The sequence below is a fragment of the Foetidibacter luteolus genome, assembly GCF_009650435.1.
Classification (GTDB): domain Bacteria; phylum Bacteroidota; class Bacteroidia; order Chitinophagales; family Chitinophagaceae; genus Foetidibacter; species Foetidibacter luteolus.
On record NZ_VVIP01000038.1, the window covers coordinates 180,378 to 207,370 of the forward strand.

The 26,993-nt window shown below is 45.4% G+C and carries 26 protein-coding genes; 10 read left to right on the plus strand and 16 right to left on the minus strand.

Annotated elements, in window-relative coordinates; genetic code table 11:
* Positions 1-4: 4 nt before the first annotated feature.
* Genes F0364_RS11835 through F0364_RS11850 form a run of 4 tightly spaced genes read left to right on the plus strand, consistent with a single transcriptional unit; the run spans position 5 to position 2,861 of the window.
* Positions 5-730 (plus strand): CDP-alcohol phosphatidyltransferase family protein, encoded by a 726-nt coding sequence (locus F0364_RS11835; RefSeq protein WP_153797991.1) that lies wholly within the window; start codon positions 5-7, stop codon positions 728-730.
* Entirely contained in the window at positions 727-1,266 is a 540-nt protein-coding gene (locus F0364_RS11840) for a DUF4833 domain-containing protein (protein ID WP_153797992.1), read from the plus strand. Before F0364_RS11835 ends, F0364_RS11840 begins: the two co-directional genes overlap by 4 nt.
* Before the next feature lie 25 nt (positions 1,267-1,291).
* A complete protein-coding gene (locus F0364_RS11845) occupies positions 1,292-1,933 on the plus strand; it encodes a sterol desaturase family protein (protein WP_153797993.1) in 642 nt (213 codons plus the stop codon).
* Positions 1,917-2,861: a phosphatase PAP2 family protein gene (locus tag F0364_RS11850; protein WP_153797994.1), complete on the plus strand. Its 945-nt coding sequence runs from the start codon at positions 1,917-1,919 to the stop codon at positions 2,859-2,861. The genes F0364_RS11845 and F0364_RS11850 overlap by 17 nt, the downstream gene beginning before the upstream one ends.
* A 199-nt stretch (positions 2,862-3,060) precedes the next feature.
* Here the strand turns inward: F0364_RS11850 and F0364_RS11855 are convergent, their stop codons facing one another.
* From F0364_RS11855 to F0364_RS11885, 7 genes are all read right to left on the minus strand, one after another.
* Complete coding sequence (locus F0364_RS11855; RefSeq protein ID WP_153797995.1) at positions 3,061-4,122, minus strand: hypothetical protein; 1,062 nt, start codon at positions 4,120-4,122, stop codon at positions 3,061-3,063.
* Positions 4,123-4,358: 236 nt separating this feature from the next.
* Complete coding sequence (locus tag F0364_RS11860) at positions 4,359-5,114, minus strand: TssN family type VI secretion system protein (RefSeq protein WP_153797996.1); 756 nt, start codon at positions 5,112-5,114, stop codon at positions 4,359-4,361.
* A 36-nt stretch (positions 5,115-5,150) separates the two neighbouring features.
* Entirely contained in the window at positions 5,151-6,125 is a 975-nt protein-coding gene (locus tag F0364_RS11865; RefSeq protein WP_153797997.1) for a hypothetical protein, read from the minus strand.
* Between the two features lie 291 nt (positions 6,126-6,416).
* A complete protein-coding gene (locus F0364_RS11870) occupies positions 6,417-7,352 on the minus strand; it encodes a sugar phosphate isomerase/epimerase family protein (protein ID WP_153797998.1) in 936 nt (311 codons plus the stop codon).
* Between the two features lie 107 nt (positions 7,353-7,459).
* Positions 7,460-9,034 carry a M1 family metallopeptidase gene (locus F0364_RS11875; protein WP_153797999.1) on the minus strand — a complete coding sequence of 525 codons (1,575 nt, stop codon included), beginning with the start codon at positions 9,032-9,034 and terminating at the stop codon, positions 7,460-7,462.
* A gap of 182 nt (positions 9,035-9,216) precedes the next feature.
* Positions 9,217-10,620, minus strand: coding sequence for a sialate O-acetylesterase (locus F0364_RS11880; protein ID WP_153798000.1), 1,404 nt, complete (start codon positions 10,618-10,620; stop codon positions 9,217-9,219).
* A gap of 101 nt (positions 10,621-10,721) precedes the next feature.
* Positions 10,722-11,705: a GlxA family transcriptional regulator gene (locus tag F0364_RS11885; RefSeq protein WP_153798001.1), complete on the minus strand. Its 984-nt coding sequence runs from the start codon at positions 11,703-11,705 to the stop codon at positions 10,722-10,724.
* A gap of 167 nt (positions 11,706-11,872) precedes the next feature.
* Here F0364_RS11885 and F0364_RS11890 point away from each other — a divergent pair, with 167 nt between their 5' ends.
* Positions 11,873-12,298 (plus strand): hypothetical protein, encoded by a 426-nt coding sequence (locus F0364_RS11890; RefSeq protein WP_207632627.1) that lies wholly within the window; start codon positions 11,873-11,875, stop codon positions 12,296-12,298.
* Positions 12,299-12,300: 2 nt separating this feature from the next.
* Here the strand turns inward: F0364_RS11890 and F0364_RS11895 are convergent, their stop codons facing one another.
* The 5 genes from F0364_RS11895 to F0364_RS11915 all read right to left on the minus strand — a co-directional run bounded on the left by F0364_RS11895 (position 12,301) and on the right by F0364_RS11915 (position 16,162).
* Positions 12,301-13,263, minus strand: coding sequence for a DUF6929 family protein (locus F0364_RS11895; RefSeq protein WP_153798002.1), 963 nt, complete (start codon positions 13,261-13,263; stop codon positions 12,301-12,303).
* A 118-nt stretch (positions 13,264-13,381) separates the two neighbouring features.
* Positions 13,382-13,807 carry a hypothetical protein gene (locus F0364_RS11900; RefSeq protein WP_153798003.1) on the minus strand — a complete coding sequence of 142 codons (426 nt, stop codon included), beginning with the start codon at positions 13,805-13,807 and terminating at the stop codon, positions 13,382-13,384.
* A 121-nt stretch (positions 13,808-13,928) separates the two neighbouring features.
* On the minus strand, positions 13,929-14,831 hold the full coding sequence (locus tag F0364_RS11905; RefSeq protein ID WP_153798004.1) for a helix-turn-helix domain-containing protein: 903 nt from the start codon (positions 14,829-14,831) through the stop codon (positions 13,929-13,931).
* A gap of 24 nt (positions 14,832-14,855) precedes the next feature.
* Positions 14,856-15,131 carry an Atu4866 domain-containing protein gene (locus tag F0364_RS11910; RefSeq protein ID WP_153798005.1) on the minus strand — a complete coding sequence of 92 codons (276 nt, stop codon included), beginning with the start codon at positions 15,129-15,131 and terminating at the stop codon, positions 14,856-14,858.
* Positions 15,132-15,292: 161 nt separating this feature from the next.
* Complete coding sequence (locus F0364_RS11915; protein WP_153798006.1) at positions 15,293-16,162, minus strand: oxidoreductase; 870 nt, start codon at positions 16,160-16,162, stop codon at positions 15,293-15,295.
* A gap of 400 nt (positions 16,163-16,562) precedes the next feature.
* Here F0364_RS11915 and F0364_RS11920 point away from each other — a divergent pair, with 400 nt between their 5' ends.
* From F0364_RS11920 to F0364_RS11940, 5 genes are all read left to right on the plus strand, one after another.
* Complete coding sequence (locus F0364_RS11920; RefSeq protein ID WP_153798007.1) at positions 16,563-17,537, plus strand: glycoside hydrolase family 43 protein; 975 nt, start codon at positions 16,563-16,565, stop codon at positions 17,535-17,537.
* A gap of 244 nt (positions 17,538-17,781) precedes the next feature.
* The gene (locus tag F0364_RS11925; RefSeq protein ID WP_153798008.1) at positions 17,782-18,207 is read left to right on the plus strand and encodes a hypothetical protein; all 426 of its coding nucleotides are present in this window, start codon (positions 17,782-17,784) and stop codon (positions 18,205-18,207) included.
* A 590-nt stretch (positions 18,208-18,797) separates the two neighbouring features.
* On the plus strand, positions 18,798-19,235 hold the full coding sequence (locus tag F0364_RS11930) for a hypothetical protein (protein WP_153798009.1): 438 nt from the start codon (positions 18,798-18,800) through the stop codon (positions 19,233-19,235).
* A 219-nt stretch (positions 19,236-19,454) separates the two neighbouring features.
* On the plus strand, positions 19,455-21,356 hold the full coding sequence (locus F0364_RS11935; protein ID WP_153798010.1) for a T9SS type B sorting domain-containing protein: 1,902 nt from the start codon (positions 19,455-19,457) through the stop codon (positions 21,354-21,356).
* A gap of 283 nt (positions 21,357-21,639) precedes the next feature.
* Positions 21,640-22,872: an ABC transporter permease gene (locus F0364_RS11940; RefSeq protein ID WP_153798011.1), complete on the plus strand. Its 1,233-nt coding sequence runs from the start codon at positions 21,640-21,642 to the stop codon at positions 22,870-22,872.
* 132 nt (positions 22,873-23,004) lie between these two features.
* Here F0364_RS11940 and F0364_RS11945 read toward each other — a convergent pair whose 3' ends face one another.
* From F0364_RS11945 to F0364_RS11960, 4 genes are all read right to left on the minus strand, one after another.
* Positions 23,005-25,185, minus strand: coding sequence for a multicopper oxidase domain-containing protein (locus F0364_RS11945; RefSeq protein WP_207632628.1), 2,181 nt, complete (start codon positions 25,183-25,185; stop codon positions 23,005-23,007).
* 196 nt (positions 25,186-25,381) lie between these two features.
* A complete protein-coding gene (locus tag F0364_RS11950) occupies positions 25,382-25,849 on the minus strand; it encodes a DUF3347 domain-containing protein (RefSeq protein WP_153798012.1) in 468 nt (155 codons plus the stop codon).
* 164 nt (positions 25,850-26,013) lie between these two features.
* On the minus strand, positions 26,014-26,466 hold the full coding sequence (locus tag F0364_RS11955; protein WP_153798013.1) for a hypothetical protein: 453 nt from the start codon (positions 26,464-26,466) through the stop codon (positions 26,014-26,016).
* A gap of 160 nt (positions 26,467-26,626) precedes the next feature.
* Positions 26,627-26,983 carry a response regulator gene (locus F0364_RS11960; protein WP_153798014.1) on the minus strand — a complete coding sequence of 119 codons (357 nt, stop codon included), beginning with the start codon at positions 26,981-26,983 and terminating at the stop codon, positions 26,627-26,629.
* Between the last annotated feature and the right edge of the window lie 10 nt (positions 26,984-26,993).

Genomic DNA, 26,993 nt, shown 5'->3' on the forward strand with positions numbered 1-26,993 from the left:
AATTATGGCAGAACAATTATTGCGGGACAGGCTGCAAAAGCTTATTTATAAAGTTATCAACCCCTTTGTACGGGGTTTGATACGCATTGGGTTTACACCCAATACCGTAACCACAACGGGGCTTATACTAAACATTGGCGTAGCGGTAATATTCATTATAGGGGCCGAAGAGGGCAACCGTGGAGATTTATCTTATGTAGGCTGGGCAGGCGGCCTTATACTTTTTGCCGGCCTGTTTGATATGCTGGACGGCCAGGTAGCCCGGCTGGGCGGCATGACATCCACCTTTGGCGCCCTGTACGATTCTGTATTGGACCGCTACAGCGAAATGGTAATGTTCCTGGGCATTTGTTATTACCTGGTGGCCAAGCATTACTTTTTAAGCTCTTTATTCGCGTTTATAGCCCTGATAGGCTCCATGATGGTTAGCTATACCCGGGCCCGCAGCGAGGGTTTGGGCATACAAAATAAAGGGGGCCTCATGCAGCGGCCGGAAAGAGTGATACTCACTGCGGTAGCAGCCATAGCCTGCGGACTTACGGCATCTGTTATAGGCGGTAATTACAAATTGTACATTCCCGGTTTCAGGTACCATATTTTTGAAACGATGAGTGTGTTTACCATACCCATAACGGTTATGGCAGTGCTAACCAACATAACGGCCATCAAGCGGCTGTACGATGCTAAAAAAGCTTTGGACGCTAAAGAAGGCACCCCAAAAAAATCATGAAAAATACTACTGTTAAACAGCTAACCTTATTTATAGCAGGCATATTGGTTACAGGTTTAGTAATGGCCCAGGAAATGGTTTTTCCTACGCCGCCACCCAACCCAAACCAGTTGTTTTACCTGCAGCGGGACCCCAACACCAACACCATTGTATGTGAACTGAACTATAAAGATGGCATACTGGATGAGGAAGACCCCGTGCATGTTTTCTGGCTGCGGTTTGGCGAAAAAGGCCAGCGGGCAGAACTGAATTTTGTACAGCGTAAGTTTGCCTACGGTGTAAAAACAAGGCTGTTGGAGAAGGATAAGTACGAACTTCATTTTGTATCGTATAAAAAATACCTGATGCATTTAATGAAGGCGGCAGATAACAAATACCATGTATACGCCACGATAAATAAAAAACAGGCTATACTAAACCGTATTTTTGTGCGCATTAAAGGCGGCTCTTTCTGGACGCCCCATGTGGAGTATGTGGACCTGGTGGGCATTGACCCGGTAACAGGAACAGAAGTTACAGAAAGAATGAAAATATAATTGCAGCTTTGCAAAGCATGATACAATGAAAAAGAATTACGTTTCAAACTCAACCGAATCTACCAGGATGTTTAGGAGCAGCTTTATGGAAAGTCTCTCCAAAGTACATTTCTCGGTGCCGCTGTTTATCTATATACCGGCCATAGCCGTTTTTATTTACCTGGCCTTTGCAAATGGCATAAGCGCCGGCTTTTTCGCCCTGTATTTTCTTGGCGGGCTTGCCGTGTGGACGATAACCGAATACCTGCTGCACAGGTATATTTTCCACTATGTGCCAAAATCCAAATGGGGTTTAAGGCTGCATTTTATCTTTCATGGCGTACACCACGATTATCCCAAAGATGCCAAAAGACTGGTAATGCCGCCATCGGCCAGCATACCCCTGGCACTCTTGTTTTATTTCCTGTTTTTATGGATACTGCAAAACAAAACCAATCTTTACGCCTTCTTTCCGGGCTTCCTTGTTGGTTACCTTATTTACGACATGATGCATTATGCTATGCACCACTATAATTTTAAAAGCTCCCTTATGAAAAAAGTGAAGCAACACCACATGCTTCACCACTACGATGATTCAACCAAAGGTTATGGCGTAAGCACCGCTTTGTGGGATGTAATATTCAGATCCGGTTTTCCAAAGAAGCAAAAGAATGAAGAAAAGCGTTAGCCTGGTGGCACCACACCTTTTTTCCAGGCAGGACATACTGGTTACCACAGCCATATCCATAGGCTACATATTACTGTCTGCCCTGTTGGTAGGTTTTAAAACAGACCAGTTGATGCTGGTATTGCTTTTTAACACCCTGTACTATGCTTCATCCATCACCCGCAAGTTTATTTTAGGGTTTTCCATTTTCATCGTTTACTGGATCATATTCGATTACATGAAGGCCTTTCCCAATTACCGCTTTCAAACAGTAAGCATAGAAAGCCTGTATAACGGAGAAAAATTTCTTTTCGGCATACCTACCGCTACCGGCAGGATAACACCTAACGAGTTCTGGTTACAGCACCCATCTACATTTTTAGATGTGCTCAGCGGTGTATTCTACCTTTGCTGGGTGCCCGTGCCGCTGGTGTTTGCCGGTTATCTTTTTTACAAAAACCGGGGCCAGTTTTTACAGTTCTCCCTCACTTTTTTACTGGTAAACCTGCTCGGTTTTGTGGTATATTACGTGTACCCTGCCGCACCGCCCTGGTATGTGCAGCAGCATGGGTTTCATTTTCACGCCGCCACGCCTGGCAATACAGCCGGCCTGCACCGGTTCGATGACCTGTTGCATACCGGGATCTTTAAATCATTGTACAGTAAAAGTTCCAACGTATTCGCTGCAATGCCATCGCTGCATTCCGCTTACCCGCTTATTGTATTTTACTACGGCCTCAAAAACAGGCTGGGCTGGGTAAACGTATTGTTAGCCACGGTAATGGCAGGTATTTGGTTTGCCGCCGTTTATACCAGCCACCACTACATACTGGATGTACTGGCAGGCATACTCTGCGCTATAGCAGGCATATTTATCTTCAAAAAGTACCTGATGAACGACCGTAACTTCATCCGGTTTCTTGCCCGTTATAAGCTTAAGATTGATTAAATATTTACCCCTTCATCAAAGGCAGGTTTAATAAACGGCCAAAGCATTTTTATGAGTCCGGCAGGGGGAACTCCTATGAGGCCGCCGTTGCGCAATTTGCGCGGCAAAGCAGCAAACTGGAAACTCTTTTATGTTCTGTCCGCTAAGCAATTTTTCCCACCGCGTAGTCTTTGTGTCTTGTTCATCCTTCCTCCTTTCTTTAATCCCTCAACTCCTTGGCTATGGCATTAAGTTCCTGTATTTTTTGCCTGGCCTTGGTTTGTATGGCCGGGTTTTGAGAGCGTGAGAGAGTTGTTAGCGTTTGCAGGCTTTGGGTTAGCAGTTCCGTACGCTGGCGGGCGCTTGAAATAATCTGCTTGGCATCAATACGTTTCAGGTTGCATTCTACTTGTGTAAAGTATAAATCACCCGTTACCTGCTCCAGCCTGGCTTGCAGGCTGGCAAGCTGTGCATCGGTAACTGTGTTGGTGGCAGCGCTTACTTTACCTGGAGCGTTTTTTAGCTCTTCCTGCAGCCTGGTATTGGCAGCGGTAAGTCGGCTGATGGCTTCTGTTTTGTTGTGCAACTCATTCAATAATTGCTTGTTTTGCTGTTGCACATCCTCCGTTTTACCTGTAGCTATCTCCTGCACGTTCTGGTTGGTTATCATCTGGTCAACCTGGGTTTCCAGCTCAGCTATGCGGTTGTTTTTGGCTGTAAGTTCATATTGCAGTTGCAGGTTAAGCCGGTCGCCGGCACTTATGCCCGAACCGGACAGCATGGCCATCTTCCTTGCAATGGCAAGTGACTCACGGTTCTTAAGCATGCCATCGTATATGTCCATCACAGACGATAGCAGCGCCGGTTGCAACAGCTTATTATTGGCTGTCAATTTAGCCCTGGCGCTGTCAACCACCTTCCTGAATTCGGTTTCGCTGCGGTTTAGATGGCTGGCCACCACATCCATCCTGCTTTGCGTGGAGTCGAATAGCTGTTTTTCATACAGGCTGTCTATGGCCTGCAGGCTGTTAAGAGAGGCACTTACATACACCAGGTCTTCCACAATAAAATCGGGCGGCTGCAGCGATACATTTTCTGCAGTTGCGCTTATGCTTGAAACAGGCGCATACCTGTTCTTGCTCCTCCATGAAACAAACACAAAATACAGCATAGCGGCTACCGTTAACAGCGATAAGGCGTACAACAGGTAAAACCCCGCAAGCCTTTGCTTACGCTCCTGCACATTCAGCGGCTCCAGGGATATCATTTTTTTGTTTGGCATGTTTAAACTTTGCCCCGCATTTAACAAGGCTGTTGTATTCTTATGTTATAAGATTTTCAGGGGGTGCCCCCAAGCTATCGCAAGGGGTCGGGCTTTACGCTCATACTCCGGCACAAAAGCCCTGCTGCCATGGCCTCACCGGGGTATCCGCTTCAATCCCTCACCCACCGGTGTAACCTGCTGCTTTTTTCGCTGGCAGGTTACAGTACGGCGGTAATAACCAGTAGCGCCTTTAATTACAGGGGCCTTACAATAATCAGGCTCCTGTCTTTAATGGCATTTTGCCGCAGGCTGCGGCCCGGGTCAAGAAAATGCTTTTTCAGCCCCCACAACTCTTTTATGTAAAAGTTCCAGCGGTATTGCGTGGCATCCTTAACACCGGGAATCTGCTTGTCTTTTATCAGTGCAGAAAACACTTCGCCCAGTTTGCGTTGCCTGGGCACCTGCAACAAAAACACCGGGCTTTCTTTCATGTTTTTTCCCTGCAGCATTATTTGCACCTCCATATCCTGCTGTACCAATATGTTTAGCTCATCGCCCATATAATGGTCAGATAAACTCCATGACTTGTATTCCCTGGCAGGTATCGCCGTATATGCCTGCCGGGTAAGCACCGCCAGGCAGGGCAGCAGGAAAGCGCAAAAACATGCCGCTGCCAGCAGTAGGTTTACAGCAGCGGAAGCATAGATAAACAGCAATGGCAAGCAACAGGTTGCGCCCAATACCACGGTAAGCAGCAAAGGCTCAGTAGCAAAAGAAAAATTAAGAAACAAAAAACGGTGCAGCATATTTCTCACGTGAAAAGCGCCCAGCGCAAAAAACAAACCCAACTGCACTACCGCTGGTAAAATCGCCTGTCTGTTAACCAATACCACCAGCCCTGCACATAAAAAAAACACCAGGCAAAAGCATGTGTACACCAGCAGTACCTGCCGGTTAGCTATAAGTTTGGCCAGAAATTTTTTCCAGAATAGGTATGGTTGTTTTTTCATGGAAGATTGCTTTGTAAGTAAATAATTGCGGCTTACCTAAAACCGGTAAGCTATGCCTGCCACCAGCCCCAAATAAGTAATGGGCACTTTTTGCCTTACCATTTTAATAGGTTGGTTAGGGTCAATTACGCCATTATCCGTATAGCCTTTTTCAAACTCAACTTCCCTTAACGCGGTTGGCAAACTGCCCAGCCTGTCAGAGCCATTTACAATGTAGCTGGTTGCTGAGCGCTTTTCAGGGTAAAACAGCACATGAGAAAATTGTAGTTCCGCAAAACACCTTGCCCGTTCAAAAAGCTTGAATTGTGCACCCAGGCCCGCGTTAAAGCCCATCGCCGGGCTGTTGATGCTGTATTTATATTCTTTACTGATTGCTGCGGCGGAGTCCTTAAAACTCCCGTCAATACCCATCTGCATAGAATTATTTTCCCGTTCGGTTTGCTTCACCTTCATACCAAAAGCTGCCGTAACACCTATTTTGTTGTACAAATACCAACCGGGCCTTGTAATGGCTTTAAAAATAATACCTGGAGACAGTGTAAAAACCCGTGCATTGTAGGTATTGGTTGAACGGCCATTAAACTGCTGTTCCATCACCATGCCTTCGGTAGTGGTTATCATGTAAAAAGAAGAATCTTTTGTTTTTGTTATGCTGCTCTGAAAATAGTCCACATCCAGGCCCACGTTAATAAAGTCGTTTACCGCGTAGTAAGCGCCAATACCCAGCCTGAAACCTGTGCCCAGGCCTTTTGTATTTTCCCTGTAGGTGGTGCTTTTTACAGGTTCGTTGCCCTCTATCTGCCTAACACTCACAGAGTTGATATTGTCAGGAAAATAACCGTAAGAAGACCCAATGGCCATGCCGTAGCCGCCATGGTAATTAAGATAAAAACGTGGTTCTTTCTTTAATTGAAAAACTGTGCCCGGCAAAGCGGTATCTGTAATGGGGATACTCTGGGCCGCCAACTGTACAGCAACAGCCAGCAAGGCTATGGTAAAATTCAGCTTCATTGTAGCGGTGTTTTTCAGGTGACTGAAATTCTTATTTACGATTACCAGGACGAAGTGCGGGATATTGGAGATGTGAAAGCCCAATGGCTGATTGTATTACGAAAAAAATGGGGGTTTGGATTTAACCGGGTAATCTTTTTGCTGATAAAGAAGGAATTACAGGTACCCTGCCCTATATTAAGCGTTTCCAGGGTACGGAACTTCGGAACTCAGGCTGACATCCTTAACTAAACGAACTTCATTCACCATTCACTATTCACCACTCACTATTCACCATTCACTATTCACCATTCACACCCCTGTCGTAACCGCTTTCATTTTGGCCAAAGCTGTTTTGGCCACTTCCAGCGCAGGCTGGGCATAATAGTTTTTGTTAAATACTTCCAGTGAAAGAACCAATGGTGTACTGCTCTTTTTAAGCACCTGCAGTATTTGTTTTACCGGCGCCACGCCGTCACCGGGGTAAATACGGTCGGCATCGGTTATGGCTTCCCGGGTAAGGCCGGCGGCATAATCATTCATGTGCAATACATCTATGGCGTCTTTACTAATCAGCGGCAGTGTTTCCAAGCTGGAGCCGCCTTTGTACAGGTGGAACACGTCCAGCAAAACCCTGGCAGCGGGATGGCCGGTTTGTAATGCCGCATACATCACTTCGCTTACACGGCCCAGGTTTTTGGAGAAACCCCATAGTTCCAGGTGCGGCACCACGCCGGAGTTGTCGCCCAGCAAAAGAATATTGCGGTAGCGTTCCGCCACCTTGTTTAAATCAAGCAACGGCAGGCCGGTTGCGCCCATCGGTGGCGCGGCAGTGCGTTTGCAGCCTATCTGAGCCAGCATATCCATTTCGCGCCGCATTTGCTCCAGGGCTTTGCTGCGCCGGGCATCATCATCCACAATCCATTCGGCAAAACCAATGGCATTTTCAACAGTTATGCCCAGGTCGTTAAGCATTTGTTTGGCAGTAGTAAGCGTGCCGCCGGTTTTAAGATAGGTTTCCAGGGAGTCTATCCAAATTTCCACAGCGGTAAATCCCGCCTTGGAAGCTGTTTCCAGTTCTTTGGCAAAGCCCAGCTTGTGGCCGCGTATGGTGGCCATGTTGAGGCAGTAGGTAAACCCATCTTTGGCTACGGGTGTATGTGTTATGGCAGCCCTGCTTACACGGGGCAATAACGCACCGGCAGCGGCGCCTCCTAAAACCTTTAACAGGTTACGCCTGTTTATCATAGATTATGTTTTTGTTTGCCCTAAACTACAACTGTTTACAGTATAACAGGCAGTATACCCGCGTTTTATGCTTATAGCAGTGGCCGTTCGCTTAGCATACAAGGCACTTATTCAAAAAGCAGGTCAACATCAGGGTCAACTATCATTTGCAGCGGTTGGAAAGTAACAGGTATTTCCGTTGTATAAGTTTTGCCGGTAATGTTGAGTGTTGGGGTAAAAACCTTACCGGCTGCGTTAAACTGCAGTTTCAGGGGAAACCGGAAGGGTTGCGCCTGTTGTTGTTCAACAGTAACCGCTATGGATTGTTTTGCTGCGTTGTACTTCCAGGTAACGGTTAATTTTGGCTGGCCCGGTGTGTACAGCCACTGGCGGAAAAAGCTATCCAGGCGCTGTCCGCTGGCTTCTTCAAAAAAATGCTGAAGGTTTTCTGTTGAGGCATTTTTGTTCATGTAAGTTGCGTAATAATTGCGCACGGCTTTCCAAAAAGCGCTGTCGCCCAACTGGCGCCGCAGCATGTGCAACACCCACCCGCCTTTTTGGTAGCTGTTGGCGTTCAGCAAGCCCATAGGGTTTAAAATACCGGTAGTATCTACGACAGGGGTGTTGCGCTTTTGGGAAAGCTTTATGACCGTAACCCTGTCCTTCGCCATGCTTGCTTTAAGGGAGTCCGTTCCATATTTCTGCTCTATGTACAGGTGCGTCATATAAATAGCAAACCCCTCGCTCAACCACAGGTGCGGCCAGTCTGTTTCCGATGCCGCATCACCAAACCACTGATGTCCTATTTCATGTGCTATTAAAGATTCTACACCTGGACTGCCTACTGATTTTTCCGCGTAAAAAATAGCCCCGGCATTCTCTACGCCGCCAAACATGGTTTTTGATTGTATGTTGGCCAGCTTTTCATACGCGTAAGGCCCTACCTGTGTAATGTACCATTGCAGTATTTCTTTGGCCAGCTTATAATCCTTAAAACCCTGCTCCCTATCTTCCGGGTATACCCAGCCCGATACAGGAATGCAGTTTACATTACCCCAATAATTAACGGCGAACTCAGCCACGCCCAACGCGAATACTTTAGGCGCTATAGGTACTTCCTCCTTCCAGTGTGTAAGTTTTGTATGCTGTTCGAGGTTGCTTTCTTCCACCATCAGCCCGTTGCATACCACCTCGTAATGCTCCGGCGCGGTTACCAAGAATTCAACCGTTGCCTTGTCTGATGTATGGTCATTACAGGGTATCCAGTTATGCCCCCTGTTAGGCCAGTTGTCTGAAAAAAAAGTGCGGCGGCCATTTTTATTGGTGCCTATTACCAGGCCATCTGCCGGCTCTCCCTCGTAAGCTATCGCATAGGTTTGCTGCTCGCCCGATTTGCCACCATTTTCAATAAACAACTGCCCGCCCTGCTGTGTAAAGGCAAGCGTGCTGCCATTATGAGTTACAGCACTTACCAGCATGCCTTTTCCGTTGGCGGATTTTTCTGCCAGGTCTAACTTTAACCTGCCGGCGGTATTAACCCACTGCAATGTTATTTCCGCGTTGCCCTTAATAATGTTGTTTGAATCGTTTACAGCTATGCTGCAGCGGTAATGCAATACATCAATATCCTTATTGGGTAACTGTGCGGATAGGTTGCCCGCTAACAGGCTAATAATAAAACAGGTAAACAACTTATTAATCATACCGCAAAATAAGGGGATAGTATTGAAAGGTTTAGCCAACCTTTTTGCTGCCGGTACCTGAAACCGGAGCTGCCACGGGCATTGCAGAAAATATATTTGCAACAGGCGATGCCATGAAAAACCGCTGCCGGTACCATAAAAATGCCAATGTTACCCAATAATGCCCCTTTTGACAGCGGGAGTTAAAGTTTACTGGTATCTACCTCCCAGTCATCTGTTCTGAATGGGGCGACGGGCAGGCCGTCTTTACCAAAAAGGTTGCCGATTGCCGTGTTGCCGAAGGCGTACCTTACGGCTACAGGCTGCTTTACCTGCTTGCTCCAAACCACCAGTTGGCCGTTTTCAATTCTTGCTTCGGCAGGGTAAAAAACTTTGTCCTCGCCGGCTATATACAGCTCTGTGATTTTTTTGTCTTTTGCGCTGAGGCCGGCAGTAGCAAAATCGAAGCTGATGGTGGCTTTACCATCCTGTACAGAGATACTTTTGTACATTGGGCTTTGGTAAACAATGCCGTTTTTGTGATAGGTTTTTGCCAGCGCCTGGTTGGCCAGCCGAAGGCCAACATCATGTTTGTTGGTGGGGTGGATATCGTTGGTGTCATCTACCAGGTCTGTAATAACGGCCATGCCTGTGTTGGGATGCTGCATGGTTTTGGTTTGCGCTTCCCGCAATAAGGCGCCTATGTTTTTATTACCATATTTAAAGGGCGCTATCTGCACATAGTAAAAAGCCAGGTCTTTATTCCATGCCTTGCGCCAGGCGTTGATCATGGTATCCATCAGGGCCGTGTAGGTAGATGCAGTGCCGGTATTACCTTCGCCCTGGTACCAGATAGCGCCGGCAATGGCGTGGCCGGTTAAGGGAGCTAACATGGCGTTGTACGCATAGCCAGGCAGGTACGGCCACCAGGGCGCAGGCGTTAATTTAGCCGCTGCATCTTTTAGGGTAGCATTACTGGCAACAGCATCTGCAGGTGTCCATACTTCGGCAGGTGTGCCGCCCCAACTACTGTTAACAAGCCCGATGGGCACATTGAGGTCTTTATTTAGTTTTTTGCCAAAGAAATACCCTACAGCACTGAATGTTTTGATGCTGTTACTGTCGCAAACCGACCAGGTGGCATTGCAATCATCCTGCGGATAGGTGGATGTTGTTTTGGGCACATTAAAAAAACGGATGTTGTTGTTATAGGCGGTGGGCAGTTCGTCTTTAATGCTTTTAAGCCCCTGCTGATAACCCCACTCCATATTTGACTGGCCGCTGCAAACCCATACTTCGCCAATGAGCACATTTTCCAGCACAATTTCATTATAACCTTTAATGGTGATGGTATAAGGCCCGCCAGCAGCGGGTGTTTGTATGGCAAGCTGCCAGTTGGCATCCCTGGTGGCTACAGCGGAATCTGTTTTATTGTTCCAGGAAGTAGTGATAAAAATCTTTTCGGCGGGCGATGCCCAGCCCCACAGTTTTGTGGTAGCCTGTTGCTGCAGTACCATATTACTGCTTATAACATGCGGCAAACGAACATTAGCAAAGGATGATGCACTGATTAGCAAGGTGGCAAACGCCAAAACATTTTTCAACATGGTAGCTGGTTGTTTTGTTAGAGCGGTTAAGCTATTTTAAAAAACTGTACCAACCAAATGAAGTTGGGTTGCCTTGTAAAAAAATACTATTTGTGCCCCGGTTAACTTGCCTGGCTTAACACACGGCTGTATTTGTTGCGGTAATCCTGCGGGGTTAAACCTGTTATGCGCTTAAAAATTTTACGGAATGTTTTGATGTCGTTATACCCGGCATCGTACATAAGTGAAGAAATATTTTCTGTATTGCTCTCCAGCGCTTTTTTAGCAGATTCAATTTTTACACGCTGCAAATATTCCAGCGGCGTATTGCGGGTTGCGCTCTTGAAACGCCTGATAAAATTACGTTTGCTCATGTGTATTTTATCGGCAATCTGCTCTATGGTAATGGGATGGTGATAATTTTCTTCAATAAAATTCTGGGCTTTTAAAATAGCTTCATCTTCGTGCAGGTGCTGCCCCCTGAACACCGCGAAATGTGCCTGGTTTACACGGTCCATATCTATGGAAAACATTTTGCTGGCCCATATAGCCACATCTTTACCACAGTTCTTTTCCACCAGGTAAAGTATCAGGTTTAAAGATGAAAAAGCCCCTCCACTGCTGTAAATGCCGCCCTGGTCTGTAATAACCCTGTCTGCCATTACTATCACCTTCGGGTAGCGGCGGCGCATATCTTCTATGGCTATCCAGTGAGACGTGCATTGCTTGCCATCAAACAGGCCCGCCTCGGCCAAAAAGTAACTGCCAAAACAAAGGCTGGCCACTTCCGCGCCACGTTGGTTCATTTTCTTTATCCAGTCAATAAGAGATTTATTCTTTTGCATTATTATATCCGCCGGGCCGTTAAAAGCCGGGGCTATAATAAGGTCAGTCTTATCTACTTCATCCAGCGTTCTGTGGCCTACATGGCCGGCTGGCAGGTTTAATGGCGTGGCCGCCTTTGACTCACTTACCATTTCTATTTCAAAAGCCGGAGATTTCCCACTTTCAAGCAAATAATAATTAGTGGCAGTAAAAATGTCAACCACACCGGTTAAAGAAGACAGGATGGCTTCTTCATAAACAAGCAGGGATATTTTTTTCATGGTGTCTGGTATTTTGAAAGCTGGACAAGTTAATAATTTGAGCAGTTTCAGAAACTTGTATGTGATAGATGGTACGTAAAACAATTTGGGAATGTTGGTTTGCCCCAGGCTTTATTTTTTACAAATGGCAACTGGCCTGACTATTGTGTTAATACATTTTCAAAAAAATGCAGTTAAATAACGCTATGATACAGCTTAACCAACAGCTTACCTGGCTTTTTGTAATGGCCCTGCCTGTGGCCTGTATTTCGTGGACGGTTACACACGAAGAAGTGTTCAGCGAATTTACGGGCTGGTGCAAAAAATGCTCCGGCAACTCCAAATCGCTCCTGCGTAAAAAACTTTTTTACTTATTTACCTGCGAATATTGTTTTAGCCATTATGTTACCATCCTGTTCCTGGCTATTACAGGGTTTAAATTACTGCTTAACGATTGGCGGGGTTACCTTGTAGCAGGCTTTTCCATTGTATGGATTGCCAATTGTTATATGAGCATTTATGCCTGGCTGCGCACCAGCCTTAAAAAAGAAAGAACACAAACACAGATACAGGAACAGGAGTTACAGGAAAAGCAGGCTGAACATAAGCTCTGAGTTTACAGTTTTATAACGGCCTTAAAAAGATATGTTTTGCCGGTATCATTATCGGCTGCAAGGTGCACTTTAAGACTGCGGTCTTTTTCGCTTTGTATGCAAACGGATTCAATTTTGAATCCCCTGAATTTTTTATCGGCTGTAGAAAGGTCAACCAACCTGTTAATTTTCATTTTGCCTTTTTCACGGCCTATTTTACGGTAAAAGTTTTCAATAAAGGCAATGCCGCTGGCCCCGATTTTTCCATCATCTATGGCGTTATCAGTATCTTCTGTGGAGGTTGTCAGCAGCAGCATTTCATGCTTTTCTGAATAAGTAATGCCGGACACGCACATATCTTCCGGGGCATCTTCCATATCTAATTTCACCAGTTGAAACGCAGCTTCGTCCTGCTTTTTCCAAAATTCGTTGCCGGTAATAATAAGCTGGTTGCACTTGTTGCTTTTATTGCCCCTGTTGCTTAATACAATATAACCGCCAACAGTGGCTGCCCCTTCAATGTTTAAAGCCTCAACACCGGCTGCTTTAATGCGCTGGTAAAATACAGAAAGGTCTATCTCTGTTTTTTCATTGGTTTGCAGGCTAAGCAAAACAGCTTTGTTGCGTTGTTCTGTAGAGCCGGAACCCAACAATAAAAGGTTCGCTTTTTTGTTAATGGAAACGATGGTTGTAGCCTCCAGGTCGGCTTTTTCTTTTTTGGGTATGCGCTCTTCGTCGTTATCAAAAAGGTGAATAAGGGTGCGTTGCTTCCATTTACGGCTCATCACCAATATGTCTTTTGCATCGTCGCCTGCCAGGTAAATTTTGTTATCGTAAAACTCTATGCCGGAGCCGGATGGAAAGCCCGTTAATTCCTTAAATGCTGTAAGCTCAATCTTCATGTTGTGGAAACAATAAAGTGCGAATATAAGGGATAATAATGGCGGCTTGTACTTTATCAATAATGTACCAATAATGCTTCGCATTATATGCTTTAAACTGTGGTGGCAGGCGACTGTGCTTTGTGGCATCGCCTGTTGCGTCGCACTACATTCATCGTTCCGTTCATTGGCATCTTTTCAGACCCGGATAGAAAAACACTGTTTACTTCAGTGCCGCAACGGCTACAGGTTCGTTGGCTGTATCGCTGATAAAAAGAATGTAGGCAAAATCAGCCGCGTTAATACCCGCGGGCAATTCATAATAAAATTTACCATCAACCACACGTATGCTAAAGAGTTTTACCGCTTTGCCGCCGGTTACTGCTGTTGATAAATACACATCAAGGTCATGGCCGGCATTAAGGCTCATTTGTTCAAGGCCCAGTACATACTTACCGTTTACCTGGCGGTAAACAACCGCCCTGCCGGAACCCGCGGACTGCTTACTGAATACAAAGCTTCCTTCTTTTACCACAACGGCATTTTCCAGCGAAATTTTGTCGCTGTCTTCTTCTTTGGGTTTGCAATCTTTTTTACAGGAGAAAGTGGCAAAAAATATGACCAGCAAAAGCGGTAAACATTTTTTCATGGCAGAAAGTTTTAATAGTAACTATACTTATTTATCGGCACTATCTTTTACACTTCCTATCTAATGTTTCCGGAGACTAACAAAGTTAAAGAAACGAATGTACCTCTCTATCCATAGTCTTTTACACTATTCTATACGCAGAAGGCGTTAAACTGGTTTGCTTTTTAAAAAAGTTATTAAAATGCGCAGGCTCTTCAAACCCCAGGCAGTAACTTATTTCAGAAATGTTCCAGTTGGTATGCTTCAGTAAAGCTTTGGCTTCGCTGGTAAGGCGTTCAGAAATATGCTCCGATGTTGTTTTGCCGGTGGTTTCTTTAATGGCCCGGTTTAAATGGTTTACATGCACTGCCAGCTTTTTGGCAAAATCGTTGGCGCTGCGCAATGAAAAACGTTGGGCCGGAGATTCTATGGGAAACTGTCGCTCCAGCAATTCTGTAAATACCGCCGTAATGCGGGACTTTGCATCCGGGTGCTGGTACAACGATTCCGCCGGCTGCATCTTCAAGGCGTAATGGATCATTTCCGTTACGTAAGTACGCAGTAAGTCATACTTGTAAGTATAATCAGAGCCAATTTCATCAAACATTTTATCAAAGATGGCGCTTACGTATTTATCCTGGGCCTCATTTAAAAAATAGGCCGGTTTGCCGCCCAGTGCAAACATGGGCAGTTCCTGCAGGCTGCCCTTCATCCTTTCCGAAAAAAAGCCCTCTTTGAAAATGCAGAAGGAACCCGTGCTATCCTCTGCGATGGGTTCAATTGTATAAGGTACCTGCGGGTTAAAAAACATAAGGGTGGTCCCGTTAACCTGTATGCTTTTATCGGCATAATGGTAAACCGTTTCGCCGCGCAGCAAGCTTATTTTGTAGTAGTCCCGGCGGCTGTACTGCACAGGCGGTTTGCCAGGGCCAATACAATCTTCCAGCCTGAATACGTTGAAATGGCCGATGTCTTTCTTCAGGTTATCCGGCAGCCAGTTTAATTTATGCTTATAAAAATCTTCGAGTGTTTCTGTTCTTGCCATGTTATAAAATTAATTCAATCCGGTTTACAGCATCGGTAACCGGTTAATGTTTTCAAGTTTTTCCTCCCGGTAAAAAATATGGCCGCCGTGGTATAAAATGTCCCTGTTAAAATCGCCAGTGACGCTAAAACCTGTATCGTCTTTGTACACAATATGGTTGCCCTTAATAACATAACTGCCGGAGAATGCGCTTTTTCTTTTGCCACGTGCCTCATCATAACGGCCACCAGGCAAAATCTCCTGCCGTATATATCCATCACGGGTTACCCAGGTGCCAATGTAGGATAGTTGCTCTTTCATAAAAAAATTTTGGTGGTTGTATTTAATGCAATGTCGTTTAGTTAAGAAACGAATGCCAGGTTGAGTTCCGAAACTTCGGGATCGAAACCAGGGTATGCAATCCACGTTTTACCAACACGACTTCGATTCCGAAGTTTCGGGGCTCAGGCTGACAGCTTAAATTAATGAAACTGAGTTGCCGGTTCTGCTTCCTCAAAATTTGTTGAAGTAATCAGGGTTTTCCAGTCTTCCAGGTCTTGTTTAACAGCTTCCATTTTTTGGTAAGCGAAATTGTAAGCATCCTGGCCCAGGAACAGGTGTAACGGAGGGTTTTTAGCTTCCGCTGCGGCAATCATTACATCAGCCGCTTTATCCGGGTCACCAGCCTGATTACCATTTATTTCGTTCTGGTGAGCAGTCTGAACAGCCCTCACTTCTTTGTACTCTGCAATTTCATTTTTGGGAACACTTAAGGAAGAAGCTGATAAAAAGCTTGTTCTGAAATAGCCGGGAGAAACAATGGAAACATTTACACCAAACGATTTTACCTCCGCTGCAAGTGACTCGCTAAAGCCATGCACCGCAAACTTGGTGGCGCAGTAAATACCAAAGCCGGGAAAATTACCTGTAAACCCACCAATAGATGACACATTAAAAATGTGGCCGGAATGTTGCGCCCTTAAATGCGGCATCACATTGCGGATAATGTTTAAAGAACCAAATACGTTGATGTCAAAATTCTCCCTTGCTTCCTTATCAGTAAGCTCTTCCAGGCTGCCTGCCATACCGTAGCCGGCGTTGTTTACCACTACATCTATGCGGCCAAAATGCTTAATAGCGGCGTCAACGGCCTGTTTGACACTGCTCTCATCCGTTAGGTTAACCGCCAGCGGAAGAAAGCCATCCGCATCTTCGCCAACGGCTTTGGTTAAATCAGCAATGCTTCTTGATGTTGCGGCTACCTGGTAACCCTGTTGCAGTAAGCGTTTTACCAAAGACAGGCCCAACCCTTTTGATGCGCCTGTTACAAACCATGTTTTTGTGTTACTCATAACTTGTTGTTTTTTGATAAACCAAAATTAGCATGGCCGAGGGCGGGTGTTATTGCGTCTTTCAAAGCAATACTTGCAAAATTCAAACAATTGTAAAAAAACGATGGCCCTGGATAGCCTGGACAGCTAAAACCGTCTTTTACAGGTGAGAAATGGCGTTACAGAAACAATCGCTTGCAAAATTCAACCTTTTTATGAACAGGCAGCCTGCTGCACTACAGCCGGAACGATGCCCAATGAACCGAACGTACACGCTGTTGCGACGCAAGGGACGATGCCATGAAAACCGCTGCCGGGTCCATAAAAATCCCGGGCAGCCAACGTAGTATCAAACAGCAGCAGATACGTCTATGTATGTATATATTTGGCATTTTAGAACAGGTACATTTTAAAACAACTTATGAAAAGAGCATTGATATTGGCACTGGCCTGTGGCATGGCAGCAGGCCTGCAGGCCCAACAGGTAAAACAAAAAGCTGGCAATCCTGTGTTTCCCGGTTGGTATGCCGACCCTGAAGGCATTATTTATGGCAACCGCTACTGGATATACCCTACTTATTCGGCGCCGTATGAGAAACAGGTCTTTATGGATGCGTTTTCATCGCCAGACCTTGTTAACTGGACCAAACACCCCCGCATAATTGACACTGCCGCTATAAAATGGGCCAGGCGTGCCATGTGGGCGCCCTCTGTTATTGAAAAAGACGGCAAATACTTTTTATTTTTTGGCGCCAACGACATACAAAGCGACAATGAAAAAGGCGGCATTGGCCTGGCCGTGGCCGATAAACCGGAAGGCCCATACAAAGACTACCTGGGCAAACCGCTGGTAGACAAATTTTATAACGGCGCACAACCCATTGACCAGTTTGTTTTTAAAGATGCAGACGGCAGCTATTATCTTATTTACGGCGGCTGGCGGCACTGCAACATTGCCAAACTGAAAGATGATTTTACGGGCTTTGTGCCTTATGAAGATGGTACCCTATTTAAAGAAATTACACCGGAAAAATATGTGGAAGGACCGTTTATGTTCATACACAACGGCAAGTATTATTTTATGTGGAGCGAAGGTGGCTGGACGGGCCCGGACTATAGTGTGGCCTATGCCATGGCCGATTCTCCTATGGGACCTTTTAAACGAATTGACAAAATACTACAGCAAAATGCTGCCATAGCAACGGGTGCCGGCCACCATTCCATTATTAAAGCGCCGGGTAAAGATGAGTGGTATATTATTTATCACAGGAGACCACTTACGGAGAAAGACGGCAACTCCCGTGAAACCTGCATTGACAGGCTGTACTTTGATGAGAACGGCCTGATAAAACCCGTAATTATTACCAAAGAAGGAGTTGATAAAAGCCCGCTTTAACCGGGACGGGTTTACTTAACTGGCCTGTATGGCTAATGGCATTGGCCATTAACCATACAGGCTATTCTTTATTTTAAAAAACCTAACGAAAGAAATAAAGTTCTATACCTTTGCCGTATCAATCATTCGGATATTAAACGATTGCTGTATTTACTCTTTGCCTGATAAATTACACACCCGCCTGGTTACAATTTAAATAATGATTGTTTGAGCTGCACTATTGTTAACTTTTAAAACCGCATATATGAAAAGTTACGATTACCCTCAAACTGATTTGTCAAGGTCTATTTTAGGTGGCCTGTTCACCGGCATGGTTGCCACATTTGCCAATCTTATTTTTATTTTCATATTCCGCCGCATCAAAGAGTTTTATGTGTTTAATGTAATGGATGTAGGCACTATTATATTCGGCACCATGATACTGATGATTGTATGCGGTGTTATCTTTTACTTTTTTGTACATTATCTTAATAAGGGTATAACTTTTTACAGAATAGCCGTATTCCTTTTTACATCCGCTATTGTTTTTGCCGCGCTGGCTTTCAGGCCATCCGAAATTGTGATACCGGGTGATTTCCGTGCCATGTTTATAGGTACGCAGTTAATTATTGGTGGCCTTGCGGCTTTTTTGATACCCTATCTTTTCAGGCACGACAGTATCATCAGCTAACCTGTTGATAAGTGGCGCCTGTATTGCAGTCAAGAGCCTTTTAAGAAGGCTGTAAAAAATGCTGATTTTTTAATCAGCATTTTTTGTTACCGCCGATATAAAGGTTTAAGAATAACCGTATTTCAGGACAAGACACACGACACTTACATCGTACATCCCACATCTAACATCTTACATAAGCAGGTACTTCGTACTTCAAACTTTGTACTTAGGGGGTGTCCCTCGTACCTCGGGCCGGGCTTTCCGCTCATACTCCGGCACGGGGCTCTGGCTGCGAAGGCCTCACCGGGGTATCCGCTTCAATCCCTCACCCATAGTGCAACACGCGGCCTTTTTTACAGGCAGCGTTACAGAAAAAGGCATGATAAACCTATCTCATGGGTTTAAGTTCCAGACCGCTTTGTAATTGTATCAAAACCGTCCGCCACAGAACAGCTTTTGTTCGTATCCGTACAGTAACGCGGTTGTTAAAGTAATGTAAACCATCTCAATATCAATAAGTTAAGAACAGTGGCACGCTTTGGCACCTGTTTGGAATTATATACTGCATCAAACAAAAAATAATCAAACTCAATTTTAAAACAACATTTATGAAAAAGTTATTCATCACCTCAGCACTTTTTTTAAGTTTAATTGGCAGCGTATTAGCAAGCGGCAATAACCTTTCTGGCTTTAACGGGGCAGGTGCATTTAAAAAAGCTTTTCCCGATGCCACCGATGTTAGCGTAAAAAGCGTTGACCAGCTTACCAAAATAAGCTTCACCTCCAACAGCCAGAGCATGGAGGTTTTCTATAGCCGCGAAGGTGAAATGATAGCAAAAAGCAGGCACATTAAACTGAACGAGCTACCAGCCGGCGCCTCAGAAAATATAGGCAAAAAATACAGCGACTGGACCATAACAGAAGCAATAGAATTTTTGAATGCAGAGGATGGTACCACACACTACTATGTAGGCGTCAGCATCAATAACAAAAGCATGATACTGGAAGCTGATAAAGATGGTGAGTTAAGCATTTACAAAAAATAACCACCGCACAGGCCTAGAAACCTTAACCCTTACAATTACGCAACCCTTTATACAAAACCCGAAGCCATGATGCGATACATCGTGGCTTCGGCATACGTAAAGCAGGCAACCTTTTTCCGCAGGATAAAATCTTTAAAAGCCGCTGAAGCTGAACTTTTTAGTAGTATTTTTAAGGCTTAATTTATATACCGCTTGCTACGCATACCAAAACTGCTTTTAGTGATACTCTTTTCCACCGTTGCCATGCAAGCCCACGCCCAGCTTTGTAATGGCAGCCTGGGAGATGCCGTTGTAAACATTGACTTTGGCGCCGGGGTAGCTACGCAGGCTCCCTTTTCCCTGGCAAATTATTCTTTCATTTCTTATTCCTGCCCTAATGATGGATCTTATACAGTGGGCAGCAGCAGTCCACCCTGCTTTAGCGATTCCTGGCATACATTAAGCGAAGACCATACCCCTGGCGATGTAAACGGGTTGATGATGATTGTAAACGCATCGTTTACCCGTGGCGACTTTTTTATTGATACCGTTTCCGGCCTTTGCGGCAATACTACCTACGAATTTGCGGCCTGGATACTCAACATTCTTAAAACAAGTTCCTGCAGCAGCAACGGCATACAGCCCAACCTTACTTTCAGTATAGAGAAAACAGATGGTACGGTTATCCAAACTTACCAGAGCGGTAATATTCCGGCGCAGTCTTCACCACTATGGAAACAGTATGGTTTCTTTTTTAAAACCGGGGAAAATGTAAGTTCTGTTGTAATACGCCTTACCAATAATGCCGATGGGGGCTGCGGTAACGATCTTGTACTGGACGACATTACTTTCCGGCCCTGCGGACCGGATATTGCTGCCAGCATCAATGGCGTTGAGGGCGATTTATTAGATATCTGCGAAGGCTCGGCCGCATCCTATACCTTAAAAGGGGCAGTGTCAGATGGTTTTACCAGCCCGGCGCTTCAATGGCAGCAAAGCAGTGATACCGGCGCAACCTGGAAAGATATTCCCGGTGCAACTGCTTCTACCTATGCTGTTAGCCTGTCCATTACAGGCAGCTATATGTACCGCCTGGCGGTAGGCGAAAAAACAAACATTGGCTCACCCAACTGCCGCGTAAGCTCTAATGTGGTTACCATACGGGTAAACCCTTTGCCTGCAACAACTGCATCCAGCAACAAGCCCATTATCTGCACCAGCGAAGTGCTGAGGCTAACCGCTACAGGCGGTGCCACTTATGCATGGGCCGGGCCAAACAATTTTACTTCTACCGTTCAATCGCCGGATATAGCCCAACCAGCGCAGGCTGCTGCGGGGCGCTACTATGTAACCGTAACCAGCGACAAAAAATGCAGCAGCAGGGATTCTGTTGATGTGGCCATCTACCCTACCCCGGCAGTAAATGCAGGAACCGATGTGGCCATCTGCAAAGGCAGCTCTACGCAACTGCATGGCTCGGGCGATGGAACCCTGCAATGGTCGCCGGCAACATTCTTAAGTTCAGCAACGGATGCAAACCCCACGGCCAACCCGGCAGACAGCATAGCCTATGTACTGACAGTTACGGGAGACCACCAGTGCATGGCTTTTGACACCGTGAAAATTTTTGTAATGACGAAACCTGTCGCTATGGCCGGCCCTGATAAAATCATCATAGAAGGGCAGGCAACCACACTGGAAGGCCAGGTTACCGGCGACAGCGTAAGCATCAGTTGGTCGCCGCAATATTACATAAACAACGCACAATTATTACAGCCGCAGGCAAGCCCCTTGCAAAGTACAACATACACACTGCAGGCAACATCCAAAGCAGGGTGCGGCACCACAACAGATGATGTATTTGTAAAAGTTTATACCAAAGTACTGGTACCAAATGCTTTTTCGCCCAATGGCGATGGCATTAACGATACCTGGGTGCTGGAAGCCATCAGCGCTTACCCCAACTGTAAGGTAACCGTATTTAACCGCTATGGTTCACCCGTGTTTTCCAGCACAGGCTACAACACAAAGTGGGATGGCAGCTACAATGGTAAGCCCCTGCCGTTAGGCACTTATTATTATGTTATTTTTTTAGACCCTTACCTGCCCAAACTAACCGGCTGGATAGCGTTGTTAAAATAGCAGCAGGCAGTGACACTTGCATACGGCAGCCGGCATTCAACTTTAAACAAAGAAATCTCGGACAACGGCAGCCCGTTTTATATTGCACAAAGCCCTTGGTTTTGCCCAGGACGGCTACCAAGGCAACTGCTCAATAGAGTTGCTGCAGTACAAGTGAGTGACACAACCAAAGCCTCATAGTAGCAATACTGTCTGTCCCATAAAATAGGAACACGTCTGCCTTACAATCCCTGCCAGCTTTTTTTTGACGCAATGCCTATCCGCTTTAGCTTTACCGGCAAGTATGAATGTTGCATCTTTTATAGCCGGCCGTGTTGCATTTAAAAGCCAGAAATCTTTTTCAGCGTTTATCATAAAGCTGGCAACGGCCGCAACGGCGCTAAGCGTGGCCGCTATGATTATTACGCTGGCATTCGTTAACGGGTTTCAGCAGGCCGTAAGCAACAAGATATTTAATTTTTGGGGCCACATAAGAGTGCAGCAATACGAACCCGCGAAGGCATTGGTGGCTGAAGAATCTCCGCTGGAAAACAATGACACCGTAACCAATATTATCAGGCACATGCCGGGGGTGAAAAAAGTGCAGGCTTTTGCTACCAAGAGTGCTGTGCTTGAAAAGAATAAGGAGATTGAAGGCGTGCTGGTTAAAGCAGTTGACAGCAGTTACGATGCGGCCAACTTTACACCGTTTATCACCGAGGGCAAATGGCTGAATTTTAACGACAGCCTGTACAGCCGCGACATTGTTATTTCCAAACCCGTAGCCGAAGAATTGCGGCTGCATGTGGGCGACACCATTACAGTGTATTTCATATCTCCGTCTGAACGAAAAAGCACTTTTAGAAAGCTGCGGGTAAGCGGTATTTTTAAAAGCGGCGTGGAGGAGTTTGACAGGCTGTTCGCCATAGCTGACCTAAGGCTTATCCGACGCATCAATGGCTGGCAGGAAAACGAAATTGGCGGCTACGAGATTTTCCTGAACAATTACCAGCTTATTGACACGGTGAACAACACGCTTTATTATCAATTACCTGATATGTGGGTAAGCCGCTCTATTAAAGAGTTATACCCTTATATTTTCGACTGGCTGAATATATTGGATGTAAACCGCAATGTTATCTTTACCATCATGGCCATCGTTGCCATTATTAACCTGATTACCTGCCTGTTGATACTGGTGCTGGAACGTACCCGCATGATCGGCGTTTTAAAAGCCGTTGGCGGCGATGACTGGATTATTCAAAAAATATTTCTTTACCACTCGGCATTAATTGCGGGAAGGGGCATACTTATAGGCCTGGCGGTTGGCCTGGGCATTTGCTTTTTACAACAGGCTACAGGTTTTATAAAGCTGGATGAAGCGGCCTATTATGTACGCACCGCTCCTGTTGAGATAGTGTGGTGGCAGGTAGCTCTTGTATGCATTGCATCCATGGTTGTGTGTACCGCATCACTATTATTGCCTACGCTGTTTGTAAGGAATATACAGCCGGTTAAGGCAATACAGTTCAGGTAGTGAGTGGTGAGTGGGGGCTGTTCACTTCGATATTCTACTTTCCTTGTTCCTTGTTCTATATTCATATCATGAATGGCAAGCGGGGCTGTTCACTTCGATATTCTACCTTCCTTGTTCCTTATTCAATATTTATCAATAACTTATCGTCATCCCTCCGCCCCAGCCCATATCGCTGTCGTAGTGGCTGGATAAAGAAACGTATTTGCTTACAATATAGCGCAGGCCTGTCATGTATTCTTTATCGGTATTCCACAGCACGTTAAGCCGCAACCTTGCCGTTACGGGAATATCTTCCCGGCCAATCTGTATGCGCAGCCTGCCGTCTGTATCTATGCGGGTATCTGCCCTTAACAGCATAGGCAGTGTGTACTGAAAACCAAAGCAAATCGCTGCACGCTGGTCTTTGGTGTTAACCTGGCCAAAGATATTTTTCTCGGCCTCATGCTGTTTGCGGTAGCGCCAGTCAAAACCTATGTAAGGCATCAGCCACTGGTTACGGCCAATAAACCTGCCGATATGCGTTTCACTTTCATACCCTTTATTGTCATTAAGCCCCAGCCGCCATTCTGTTTGCAGCATATACCTGGTGTTAGATAACATTACTTCCCCATCGCTGCCATTGCTCTCAAGCCCTATTTGGGCGCCGGCGTAAAACCTGCGGTCGTCCGCGTACACTTTGCGGGTGGCGTAGCGCATATCAGGAACCTGGGGATTGGGCGGTGTGTTTTCATACCGGAAAATACGGCCCATGCCAGACATCATGTGGTAAAGTATATGGCAGTGAAAATACCAGTCGCCATATTTTTCCGAGGCGTGAAATTCTATGGTATCCGTTTCCATGGGCATAATGTCGAGCACGGTTTTCAATGGAGAGTATTCGCCCTTGCCATTCAGCACACGAAAGAAATGGCCGTGCAGGTGCATGGGATGCCGCATCATGGAATTATTGGTCAATACAATGCGAATGTTCTCCCCCTGCTTTATCAGTATCTTGTCTGTTTCAGAAACTGTTTTGTTATCTATCGTCCATACGTAACGGTTCATGTTGCCGGTAAGTTCAAATTTCAACTCCCTTACCGGCCCCTGCGGTAAAGTGGTTTTTTCCGCCGCCTTAAGCATGCCGTAGTTAAGTGTTTTAACGGCCTGGTTGCTGTCTGCAATTTCAGGGTACATTACCTGGTTCATATCCATTTTTTGCAGGCTCATGTTCATGCCCATGTCATTCATTGTGCCATCCATGTTCATCATGCCGTTCATCATCTTCATGCCTTCAAAATATTTCAGCCTTGGCAAAGCAGGTGCGGCATGTTTTTGTCCGCTGCCCAGCCATATAGTGGCATACTTCGTCCTGTCTTCCGCGGTAGCGGTAAAGCCATAACTGCCATCCGCAGGTATGGTAATCTCCACATCATAGGTTTCTGATACCCCCACCATTAACCTGTCCACGGCTGCCGGTACAACATCCTGGCCGTCGCTAGCTACTACGGAAATTTTACCGCCACCATAGTTCAGCCAAAAGTAAGTGGATGAACTGCCGTTGATAACACGCAGCCTTATTTTATCCCCGGCTTTAAACTGCGGCTCTTCCTGTTGTGGTTTGCCGTTAATGGTAAACATGTCGTAATACACATCGCTTACATCCATAGCCAGCATACGCTTCCATTCATTGGTTAGCTTGGTGCCGAAATGTTTTTCCTTTATAGCCTGCGCATAATTTTGTGTGGCTTTCTTTTTTATGGCATACCAATCAGTGGCATAGTGCAGGGAACGTTCTACCTGGTGTGGGTTTTCATTGGTCCAGTCGCTTAGCAACAGGGTTAATTCTTTTGTTTGCTGTGGCTGTTTTTTATGAATAATCAATGGCCCGTACATGCCGGATTGCTCCTGCAGCATGGTGTGGCTATGGTACCAGTAAGTACCGTTTTGCACAATGGGAAATTTATAAAAATGCGTGCTGTTGCCCTTTACAGGCGCGGTGGTAAGGTAAGGCACGCCATCCTGCTCATTGGGCAGTATAATGCCATGCCAGTGAATAGATGTTTCCATGTGCATTTGGTTGTGCACGTATATTTCAGCGGTATCGCCTTCAGTAAAATCAAGTTGCGGGGCAGGAATGGAGCCATTAATGGCAATGGCTTTCGCTTTTTTACCGGTATAGTTTACAACCGTGTCTGTTACATACAGGTGGTAAATAACCCTGTTGCCCATTTGTTGCCTCAAGGGTTGTCTTTCCATAGTACCCGCCCCCTGCATGTGCTGTGCATTTGAATAAAAGAACAACAACAAACAAACCGGCAAAAGAAAAACTTTCATAAGTGGTTTTGTTATTTGCAATAATAAAGGCAGGACATTTTTGAGCCCGGCTGCAGGAATTACTATGAGGCGTCTGTTGCGTCGCACTCTTGTACTGATAGGTTCGCTATGCAGCTTTGTCCGCAGGATAGCTTTGTTTCCGCCGCCTCCGGCGTCAGAAACTTAATTTTAGCGTCCCCAATAAACAATTGAAATGTTATGGCTTAATAGTTTCTGTAACGTTACCGCAGGAAAGCATGGCATTGCCATAGTACGGATTTTTAATTTCTTCTTCCTCGCTAAGCCATGATAGTTTTTTCATAGGACAGTAGTCCACATACAAGGTACCACTACCGGGCTTTATAGTTTTTACAAATTGTATCATATTGACAGAAAGGTCACCAAAGGCGGTGCGTTGTTTGCTTACATCCTTACTGTCGGCAATAGCTTTAGCGCCGCCGGAAAGTGTAGCCTGCAAACCGGCCGGAAAAGCCTTTGCATCGGTAGCCGCGATGGCTTTTTGCAACTCCCCAGCCTGTGCAGCCGCAGTAGCCGCGTTACCGGTTACCAGCGCATTTTTAACTGACAGGTATTTGCTTACTACAGCGCTGGCATCCTGCGCATGAACGGCGTTAAAACTGTAACTGAAAAGAAAGACTGTTAAACAAGTGATAAGGCGCTTCATAACAATTGCTTTGAAGGTTAATCAATTCCACAAAGCTATGCTTTCGTTGTGGGGCTGTAATTACACAATTAGCGTAGGTTATTACATAATTTTTGAACATGTCTTCCGACAAAAATAAACCAGCCCCGCATTTCTGCGGGGCCGGTTAAATACTTTACAGCAAACTAATCTTCATGCCGTTTACCCTGGTTGTGAAATACATGCTCGTCCAATATTGTTAGGATTTGATGAAAGGTTTCACATGAATAAATTTTGTCCTTCAAAAAATCCGCTTCCACAAATTGAGTAATTATATCATCGTCTTTATCAATACAAACAAAAATTTTTTCTTTAAGCTCACCTAAGGTGTAAACACCCTCTTCAGTCCACCCCAGTTTAATTTCTATCGTTGGATTATAAAAACTATTTGCAAGAAACCGTGTCCAAAAATCATTCTTCACCTTTTGGTTGATGTAGGTTAAAGTCCAGAATTTACCCGCTGCATCGTAAAATTTATTTTCTTGAGGGCTCTGAGACAAATAGGTGTAGGTTGATATTTTTTTAAAAACTGAATCGTTATAAAAAACACTTAGCCCCCTTTTCTTGTAAATTGAAACGGCAGGAAATGTAGGAGTCATTTATAGCATTTAATTATTTGGTACAATCACATATTGGTAACAAAGCAAACGCTTTAACAGACTTTATAAAAATCGGACATATAATTTATACAACACGCAATGTCGTAAAAAGTCCACTTTATCACTTTTAAACGCAATGTTAGCAAATAAATGATAACATCTACCTTGAATACTGCTGCACTATTTCCACCAGTTCATCCATGGAAAAAGGCTTCTCCAAAAAGTCATCCGCATAGGCATCAGCAACAGATTCCGGCTCCATGGGGTTGGCGGAAAACAGGATAATGGAAATTTTGCCCAGCGCCGGATTGCTTTTTATTTCACGGCAAATATTGCGGCCATCGTAGCCTGGCAACGACACATCCAGCAGCAACACGTGCGGTCTGAAAAGTTGAAGCACTTCCTCCACCCCGTCTGGGTTAAGGATGGTTTTAACCTGGGCGTTATTATGGCGCAGAATATCCGCGACAATGTCCAGGATTGTCTGATTGTCATCAATAACAAGTACCCTCGTCATACACTGGTTT

Coding starts and splice junctions, on each gene's coding strand:
- F0364_RS11835 (WP_153797991.1), top strand. CDS start 5: ATGGCAGAACAATTATTGCGGGACAGGCTGCAAAAGCTTATTTATAAA.
- F0364_RS11840 (WP_153797992.1), top strand. CDS start 727: ATGAAAAATACTACTGTTAAACAGCTAACCTTATTTATAGCAGGCATA.
- F0364_RS11845 (WP_153797993.1), top strand. CDS start 1,292: ATGAAAAAGAATTACGTTTCAAACTCAACCGAATCTACCAGGATGTTT.
- F0364_RS11850 (WP_153797994.1), top strand. CDS start 1,917: ATGAAGAAAAGCGTTAGCCTGGTGGCACCACACCTTTTTTCCAGGCAG.
- F0364_RS11855 (WP_153797995.1), bottom strand. CDS start 4,122: ATGCCAAACAAAAAAATGATATCCCTGGAGCCGCTGAATGTGCAGGAG.
- F0364_RS11860 (WP_153797996.1), bottom strand. CDS start 5,114: ATGAAAAAACAACCATACCTATTCTGGAAAAAATTTCTGGCCAAACTT.
- F0364_RS11865 (WP_153797997.1), bottom strand. CDS start 6,125: ATGAAGCTGAATTTTACCATAGCCTTGCTGGCTGTTGCTGTACAGTTG.
- F0364_RS11870 (WP_153797998.1), bottom strand. CDS start 7,352: ATGATAAACAGGCGTAACCTGTTAAAGGTTTTAGGAGGCGCCGCTGCC.
- F0364_RS11875 (WP_153797999.1), bottom strand. CDS start 9,034: ATGATTAATAAGTTGTTTACCTGTTTTATTATTAGCCTGTTAGCGGGC.
- F0364_RS11880 (WP_153798000.1), bottom strand. CDS start 10,620: ATGTTGAAAAATGTTTTGGCGTTTGCCACCTTGCTAATCAGTGCATCA.
- F0364_RS11885 (WP_153798001.1), bottom strand. CDS start 11,705: ATGAAAAAAATATCCCTGCTTGTTTATGAAGAAGCCATCCTGTCTTCT.
- F0364_RS11890 (WP_207632627.1), top strand. CDS start 11,873: ATGCAGTTAAATAACGCTATGATACAGCTTAACCAACAGCTTACCTGG.
- F0364_RS11895 (WP_153798002.1), bottom strand. CDS start 13,263: ATGCGAAGCATTATTGGTACATTATTGATAAAGTACAAGCCGCCATTA.
- F0364_RS11900 (WP_153798003.1), bottom strand. CDS start 13,807: ATGAAAAAATGTTTACCGCTTTTGCTGGTCATATTTTTTGCCACTTTC.
- F0364_RS11905 (WP_153798004.1), bottom strand. CDS start 14,831: ATGGCAAGAACAGAAACACTCGAAGATTTTTATAAGCATAAATTAAAC.
- F0364_RS11910 (WP_153798005.1), bottom strand. CDS start 15,131: ATGAAAGAGCAACTATCCTACATTGGCACCTGGGTAACCCGTGATGGA.
- F0364_RS11915 (WP_153798006.1), bottom strand. CDS start 16,162: ATGAGTAACACAAAAACATGGTTTGTAACAGGCGCATCAAAAGGGTTG.
- F0364_RS11920 (WP_153798007.1), top strand. CDS start 16,563: ATGAAAAGAGCATTGATATTGGCACTGGCCTGTGGCATGGCAGCAGGC.
- F0364_RS11925 (WP_153798008.1), top strand. CDS start 17,782: ATGAAAAGTTACGATTACCCTCAAACTGATTTGTCAAGGTCTATTTTA.
- F0364_RS11930 (WP_153798009.1), top strand. CDS start 18,798: ATGAAAAAGTTATTCATCACCTCAGCACTTTTTTTAAGTTTAATTGGC.
- F0364_RS11940 (WP_153798011.1), top strand. CDS start 21,640: ATGAATGTTGCATCTTTTATAGCCGGCCGTGTTGCATTTAAAAGCCAG.
- F0364_RS11945 (WP_207632628.1), bottom strand. CDS start 25,185: ATGAAAGTTTTTCTTTTGCCGGTTTGTTTGTTGTTGTTCTTTTATTCA.
- F0364_RS11950 (WP_153798012.1), bottom strand. CDS start 25,849: ATGAAGCGCCTTATCACTTGTTTAACAGTCTTTCTTTTCAGTTACAGT.
- F0364_RS11955 (WP_153798013.1), bottom strand. CDS start 26,466: ATGACTCCTACATTTCCTGCCGTTTCAATTTACAAGAAAAGGGGGCTA.
- F0364_RS11960 (WP_153798014.1), bottom strand. CDS start 26,983: ATGACGAGGGTACTTGTTATTGATGACAATCAGACAATCCTGGACATT.